A 7,279-nucleotide genomic window follows, 5' to 3' on the forward strand; every position below is an offset into this window, starting at 1 on the left:
ATTTAAGTTCGACTTCCAGCTAGAATCCAATAAAAAACGCGCAATAGGGTTAACCCACTGCGCGTTTTTTTATATTTAATGTTCAGGGTAACTTTAAGAGATTCCCGACTACGCTCCTTCGTCGCTATCGGGAATGACGTCGTTCTCTAGCTAGCAAAAACTATGGCTCGGAAACAATCCACTCAAACCGAATGATTGTAAGGCACAAGCCTAGCCCACATCCGTCATTCCGACGAGCCTAGGCGAGTTCAGGAATCTTTTTCTAGCAACTCTCTACTCAAATTAAGCCTGTTCAGATTCAACAATACGCTTAAGTGAGTGTGGGTGCAGCTTGATGCAAATCCCTTGATGTTTAAAAGCCACTGTTGGGTTATTCAAGCGTTCCCCCTCGCCTTTCGGACTAGAGAGTTTGATCTTAATACCTTGCTCAGCCAGCGTTTCAAAGTTAGCAGCGAACTGCGGGTAAGTTTCTTTAAGATCCGCTAGATACTCATCAGCCGTTTGGGCATGAGAAGGAATCACAAACTCTACATGTTCCCAGTCTTGGCTTGGGTAAATCTTACCTTCTGCTGGATATGGCAGCTCCAAACATTCAATTTTCCAGCCAAGGCTTTGCAAGGGTTCATCGAAAGCCAACACCACAATTGGACGACCATTAATCATCGCCTCTGAAATCGTAGAGCCGTATTCAGACCACGCTTGATGCGCAGATTTCGCTAGCTCAGTGTCATTGATTCGCAGCGCAATATGATCCGCTTGAGCAAAGCTTAAATCCAAACCTAATGTATTTCCTAGGTTCTCGATTTTTGCCATAAAGGTATCAAGGCGGGCGATCATTTGTTGTGGTTCTAGTTCAGCTTGCTTCAGGCTCATCATCATTGTCTGTGTTCTCCAAATAATGGCTGCATGTTATCAGTTTTGCCTTTTGCAACAAGCGTTGCTTTTACAAAAAACACTCAATAAGTATGTTCTTTCTGCTCCTTAAACATGCAAACGCGTCTTGCTAAAAGTCGATTGTCAAAAACCACTCAGGAAATGTTAATTTTCTATCAATTCGACCTATAAGAAACCCCACAAAATTGGTATGATTAACGCCATTTTTGTGAACTTAAACAGTGTCTGTTGTTCATTTCGGCATTAAATCGTTAACTAGACGCATAATTAACCAATTTAATGACCTCGAAATAACGGCCACTCTTATCATCCTTGAATTGAAGGAAACGCGTGTGAATATCCAAGCACTTATTAATGACAAAGTATCTCAGGCTCTAGAAGCCGCTGGCGCACCTGCAGGCTCTCCTGCGGCTGTTCGCCAATCTGCAAAACCACAATTTGGTGACTACCAAGCAAACGGCGTTATGGGCGTTGCTAAGCGACTAGGCACTAATCCTCGAGAATTTGCTCAAAAAGTATTGGACGTTCTAAACCTAGACGGTATCGCTTCTAAAGTAGAAATCGCAGGCCCAGGTTTCCTTAACATCTTCTTAGATGAAGCTTTCCTAGCACAACAAGCAGACGCAGCATTGGCTGATTCTCGCCTTGGTGTTGCAGTAGCAGAAACACAAACAATTGTTGCGGATTACTCTGCGCCAAACGTTGCGAAAGAGATGCACGTTGGTCACCTACGTTCAACGATCATCGGTGATGCGGTAGTTCGTACTCTTGAATTCCTAGGCCACAACGTTATCCGTGCTAACCACATCGGTGACTGGGGTACTCAATTTGGTATGCTTATCGCAAACCTTGAGCGCGTTCAGGCTGAGTCTGGCGAAGTTTCAATGGAGCTTGCTGACCTTGAAGGCTTCTACCGTGAATCTAAAAAGCTTTACGATGAAGACGAAGAGTTCGCAGTTAAAGCACGTGGCTACGTTGTTAAACTGCAAAGCGGCGACGAGTTCTGCGCAGAGATGTGGAAGAAGCTTGTTGACGTAACAATGATTCAAAACCAACGCAACTACGATCGCCTAAACGTGTCTCTAACACGCGATGACGTAATGGGCGAAAGCATGTACAACCACATGCTTCCAACTATCGTTGCTGACCTAAAAGAGCAAGGTCTTGCAAAAGAAGATGATGGCGCACAAGTTGTATTCCTAGACGAATACAAGAACAAAGATGGCGACCCAATGGGCGTTATCATCCAGAAACGTGACGGCGGCTTCCTTTACACAACAACAGATATCGCTTGTGCAAAATACCGTTTTGAAGAACTAGGCGCAGACCGCGTGCTTTACTTCATCGACTCACGTCAGCACCAACACCTAATGCAAGCTTGGACTATCGTTCGTAAAGCAGGTTACATCCCAGAATCTGTTTCTCTTGAGCACCACGCGTTCGGCATGATGCTAGGTAAAGACGGTAAGCCATTCAAGACTCGTGCAGGCGGTACTGTTCGTCTTGCTGATCTTCTGGATGAAGCCGAAGTTCGTGCAGCGCAGCTGATCGAATCTAAGAACCCAGAACTAGCAGAAGACGAGAAGAAAGCGATCGCGAACACAGTTGCTATGGCAGCAGTTAAGTACGCAGACCTTTCTAAGCACCGTACTACTGACTACGTGTTCGATTGGGACAACATGCTTGCATTCGAAGGCAACACAGCACCATACATGCAGTACGCATACACTCGTGTTGCTTCTGTATTTGCTAAAGCTGGCATTTCTATGGACTCTCTTGAAGGTGAAATCAAAATCACTGAAGAGAAAGAGAAAGCACTTATCGCGAAACTTCTACAGTTTGAAGAAGCAGTTCAGTCTGTTGCTCGTGAAGGTCAACCACACATCATGTGTAGCTACCTGTTCGAACTAGCTGGTCAATTCTCTAGCTTCTACGAAGCGTGCCCTATCCTAGTTGCTGAGGACGAAGCTGTTAAGCAGAGCCGTCTGAAGCTTGCTGCACTAACAGCGAAGACGATCAAGCAAGGTCTATCGCTTCTAGGTATCGACACTCTAGAGCGCATGTAAGCGATTCGAGATTCGAGAAAAGGTTGGCGTGAAAGCGTCAACCTTTTGTTTTATCTGGAGGTTTGTTTACTCGATTATTTATACGATTAGCTAACCTAAACGCAAGAGATCTCCTATTACGCTCCTTCTTCGCTCTAGGAGATGACGAGAATAGGTGTAGTGAGTCCAAGACAGCATCAATGATGCGCCATCAAACCACACCAAATCGTTGTTACTTTCCCCAACCATCATTCCCTACAGTGAGGGACAAACATGATAGGCAATCCCCTAAAACACGTAACAACAGAAAACCAATTCGTTATCACTCTCTCCAATCGTCACTTCCTTTAGTGAAGAACCAACGTCATTGAGAATCCACCTCTAGGCGCGTAACACTAGCAAAGCAATACACCATCACTTCCTCAAACGTCATTCCCTACAGTGAGGCACGAACGTGATAGGGAATCTGCTTATTGAGAACGTAAGCCCTAGCCACATTCAAACTCCGCCCTTATACTCATGTAAAACAATTAATTGGAAAGATCATGAGCTTCGAACTTCACCCGCAACTTGCGAAAGACACCACACTTATCGGCGAATTTCCACTGAGCTTAGCCCTGCTACACAAAGACAACGCAGTGCCTTGGGTTATCTTGGTACCAAAACGTGCCAACCTAAAAGAGTTGCACCACTTACCAATGAAAGAGCAACAGCAGTTCCTACATGAATCTCAGGCGGTAAGCCAAGCACTAGAAGCCACGTTCCAACCAGACAAATTGAACCTTGGTGCGCTGGGTAATATGGTGCCACAACTGCACATCCACCATATTGCACGCTTCAAAAACGACATTGCTTGGCCTGGCCCAGTATGGGGCAATACAAAAGGCGAACAGCGCAGTGAAGAAGATCAAGCCGCTATCCTGACTCGTATCCAAAACGTTCTGTCACTGAGCTCTATCTTCAAGAAAGTGTAATTCGAGTTCATCTCATTGAGCTTTAAAGCAAGATAGTTCAGAAAAGACACATGACAAAGCCGCTCATCTTAGATAAGCGGCTTTGTCATTTTCTAATCTCGCCTTTTTCAACGAGAGCCTGAAGACCGAACTACATCATCACGTTAAGCGACAAACCATCTTGTTTGCTGATGGTATAGCGAATACGCATTGTATGACCATGCTTATTCGTATCGACCAAGCGAGAAACTTTCCCTTTCTTGACCCAAACACTCAGCATCGCATCGACGCCATCTTCACTCATGCCAAACTTTGCAGCGAGCTCTTTACGAGCCGCAACGCCGTGGCTATCAATGTATTGATGAAGTTCAGTTAAAATCATACTACTTGCACCTCTAGTACTTTCTGCTTACTACCCACTTTCTTGAAGACGCGATACGTCACCACAAAACCACCAGCAATCGCCACCATCCATACTGCACTTGTCACAGGATGCACAGCAAAGTTTGCCGCTTGGTAGTAGAAAGTCGCACCAAAGTAACCAAGAGCCATCGTCCAAACCGCGATGAAGCGTGCAAACGTCTGACCAAATTCACGAACATAAGCACCCATCGCGGCCACACAAGGCGTGTAAAGCAGGATAAGAATCAAGTAAGCGAATGCCGCATGACCAGATACAAACTTGTCTTTCAAGTTACCAAAGATAGATGTATCGACTTCTTGGTCAGCTGCTACAGAATTAGAGTCAGACAAGTCGCCAACTTCAATACCTAATGGATCTGAGTAGCTCAATCCGGCTAGGTTTTCAGGGATCGTCATTACCGCTTCTTGCAGGCTTGCTGCTAAGTCAAACTCAGTTGCTTCTTCATCAGAAGGCGTTGTATATAGGCTATTTAATGTACCAACAACGGCTTCTTTAGCGAAAATACCTGTGATGATACCAACCGTTGCAGGCCAGTTCTCTTCAGTAATACCAATTGGTTGGAATACAGGTGTTACAACTTGAGCTGCTCTAGACAGTACTGAGTTTTCGCTATCTTCGTTACCAAAGCTACCGTCCATACCTAGAGAGTTTAGGAAGCTAAGAATAGCCACAACCATCACGATTGTTTTACCTGCACCAAGTACGAAACGCTTCAGCTTCTGCCAAGTTTTCAACATTACGTTTTGCACTGTCGGCAATTCGTAATCTGGCATTTCCATCACTAAGCTATCGCTGCTACCTGGGTAGATCGTGTTTTTCAGGAAAAGCCCCGTAAATACAGAAGCAACGATACCCATGATGTACAGAGCGAATACTACGTTTTGACCCGCGCCTGGGAAGAACGCCGCTGCGAACAGTGCGTATACCGGTAAACGAGCACCACATGACATAAACGGCGCCATTGATGCTGCCAATTTACGTTCGCGCTCTTGGTCAAGAGTACGAGTTGCCATGATTGAAGGCACGTTACAACCAAAGCCCAGTACAAGTGGGACAAATGCTTTACCCGGTAAACCAATCTTCTGCATCACTTTATCAAGTACGAATGCAGCACGAGCCATGTAGCCTGAACTTTCTAGTACCGCTAAGAATAGGTAAAGCGCTGCGATAACAGGAATAAAGGTCGCAACTGTTTGAATACCACCACCAATACCATCAGCAAGTACAGTAACTAACCAAACTGGTAAATGGCCATCTAATAAGTGGTGTCCACCATCAACTAATATTGCCCCAACACCAATGTCAAAGAAGTCGATAAACGCACTACCGATATTGATAGAGAACATGAACATTAGGTACATGATGACGAAGAAGAAAGGAATACCGACCCATTTGTTCAAAATGAATTGGTCTGCTTTCTCTGTAAAGTTACGGCTTAGTTTGCCTTCGCTGCGACGAACACGTTTACAAAGGTCATGTAAGAAAGTGTATTTAGCGTCAGCAACAGCAAGGTCAATATCGAAATCGGCACCAAGACGCACGCTATCAATTTGAGTGCGAGTTTGTGGAGCCAGTCCATTCAATACCAAGTAATCATTTTCTAAAGCACGAATCGCGAGCGCTCGGTGAGATACGTCAGCATCATCAAATTGTGACTCAACAGAAGGGATAAGAGCTTCTAACGCGGCATCGTAATCAATAGAGATAGGGTCAAGGCTCACACCTTGAACAAGCAGTTTATGCAGACGCTCTTTAAAGCGAACAACTTGACCTTTATCGTTTGCAGACAAGCTTAGAACTGGGCAACCTAGCTCTTTCTCAAGTGCTTTAAGGTTAATCACCTGACGTTCGCGCTTCAATACATCCATTTTGTTCAACACAACGATCATTGGGCGACCCAACTCACGTAGTTGTAATGTCATGTATAAGCTTCGTTCTAGACAGCTAGCGTCGACAACATTGATGATCACATCTGCTGGGTGAGTTAAAACAGCGCGAGACGCGATAGACTCATCGATGCTGTTCGCATCATTACCACTGTCTAGTGCGTAGATACCCGGTAAATCCGTTAGTTGAAACTGATCACCAGCGTGCGAGTATAAACCCGTCTTCTTTTCAACAGTGACACCAACCCAATTACCAACGTGCTGCTTAGCACCAGTCAGTGCGTTGAACAGTGTTGTTTTACCACTATTCGGGTTACCAACGGTAAGAACTTGATAATCCATTTAGATAACCTCGATTTGTTCTGCAATGCTTTCACGAATGGCGATAGAAACACCTCTCACTTCAACTTGAAGCGGATCACCCATAGGTGCACGGCGGATAAGCGTCACCTCGGTTTTTGGCAACATACCCATGACCATAAGTTTCTTCCTTACGTCTGGTGTTAAACCTGTTAGTGCAACAATAGAAGCCGCCTTTCCTTGCTCTAGTTGTGAGAGTTTCATAAGTACCCAATTCGTGACTGATAATGAGAAAGATTGTTATTAACGCTATGATACACATACATACCCACAATTCTATTGCGTGAAATCAATGTTTTCGAAAATACATACTCGTAAATTTCGTTAAAAACGTTTACGTCAAAAACGTTACTTTCAACAACTAGCGAGAACCACCTCACTAGTACAAATCCTCCCCACCAAAAACAAGTTATTATTTATCAACCACTTAAGATAATGTCGGTTTTCTCATAGGCATCTGTCGTTAATTTTATAAGTAAAATAAGTGGCTGGACGTATAGTTACTCCATCGAAGAGAAACTACTTCTCTTTAATTTTATTCCAGAGGTGATATGGCTTTGCTATATCACTCCGGCAGCAAGCGAAGGTGTCATTGGCACCCGTGGTATAGTCCCCCCGGCTATACCACGATATTTTTTTTCTTCCTCGTTATACCCCTAGCAAACTTACTGCAGCCCTAACCCTTTTTATCTCTATCTCTATCTCTATCTCTATCTC

Annotated in this window: 6 protein-coding genes; 2 read left to right on the plus strand and 4 right to left on the minus strand. The window is 44.5% G+C overall.

Annotated features, from left to right (window positions below):
• Positions 1 to 282: 282 nt before the first annotated feature.
• Positions 283 to 879 carry a VOC family protein gene (locus A142_RS18025; protein ID WP_019826161.1) on the minus strand — a complete coding sequence of 199 codons (597 nt, stop codon included), beginning with the start codon at positions 877 to 879 and terminating at the stop codon, positions 283 to 285.
• 347 nt (positions 880 to 1,226) lie between these two features.
• Here A142_RS18025 and argS point away from each other — a divergent pair, with 347 nt between their 5' ends.
• Both argS and A142_RS18035 read left to right on the plus strand, forming a co-directional pair.
• Entirely contained in the window at positions 1,227 to 2,960 is a 1,734-nt protein-coding gene (argS, locus tag A142_RS18030; RefSeq protein WP_017063415.1) for an arginine--tRNA ligase, read from the plus strand.
• 524 nt (positions 2,961 to 3,484) lie between these two features.
• Positions 3,485 to 3,913 carry an HIT family protein gene (locus tag A142_RS18035; protein ID WP_019826164.1) on the plus strand — a complete coding sequence of 143 codons (429 nt, stop codon included), beginning with the start codon at positions 3,485 to 3,487 and terminating at the stop codon, positions 3,911 to 3,913.
• A 130-nt stretch (positions 3,914 to 4,043) separates the two neighbouring features.
• On the opposite strand, the gene A142_RS18040 is transcribed toward A142_RS18035, so the two are convergent.
• Genes A142_RS18040 through A142_RS25225 form a run of 3 tightly spaced genes read right to left on the minus strand, consistent with a single transcriptional unit; the run spans position 4,044 to position 6,766 of the window.
• The gene (locus A142_RS18040; protein WP_019826166.1) at positions 4,044 to 4,274 is read right to left on the minus strand and encodes a FeoC-like transcriptional regulator; all 231 of its coding nucleotides are present in this window, start codon (positions 4,272 to 4,274) and stop codon (positions 4,044 to 4,046) included.
• Positions 4,271 to 6,544: a Fe(2+) transporter permease subunit FeoB gene (gene feoB / locus A142_RS18045; RefSeq protein WP_019826168.1), complete on the minus strand. Its 2,274-nt coding sequence runs from the start codon at positions 6,542 to 6,544 to the stop codon at positions 4,271 to 4,273. Before feoB ends, A142_RS18040 begins: the two co-directional genes overlap by 4 nt.
• Positions 6,545 to 6,766 carry a FeoA family protein gene (locus A142_RS25225; RefSeq protein ID WP_004734203.1) on the minus strand — a complete coding sequence of 74 codons (222 nt, stop codon included), beginning with the start codon at positions 6,764 to 6,766 and terminating at the stop codon, positions 6,545 to 6,547.
• Positions 6,767 to 7,279: the final 513 nt, after the last annotated feature.

The organism is Vibrio splendidus 12E03 (genome assembly GCF_000272105.2).
GTDB lineage: Bacteria > Pseudomonadota > Gammaproteobacteria > Enterobacterales > Vibrionaceae > Vibrio > Vibrio splendidus_I.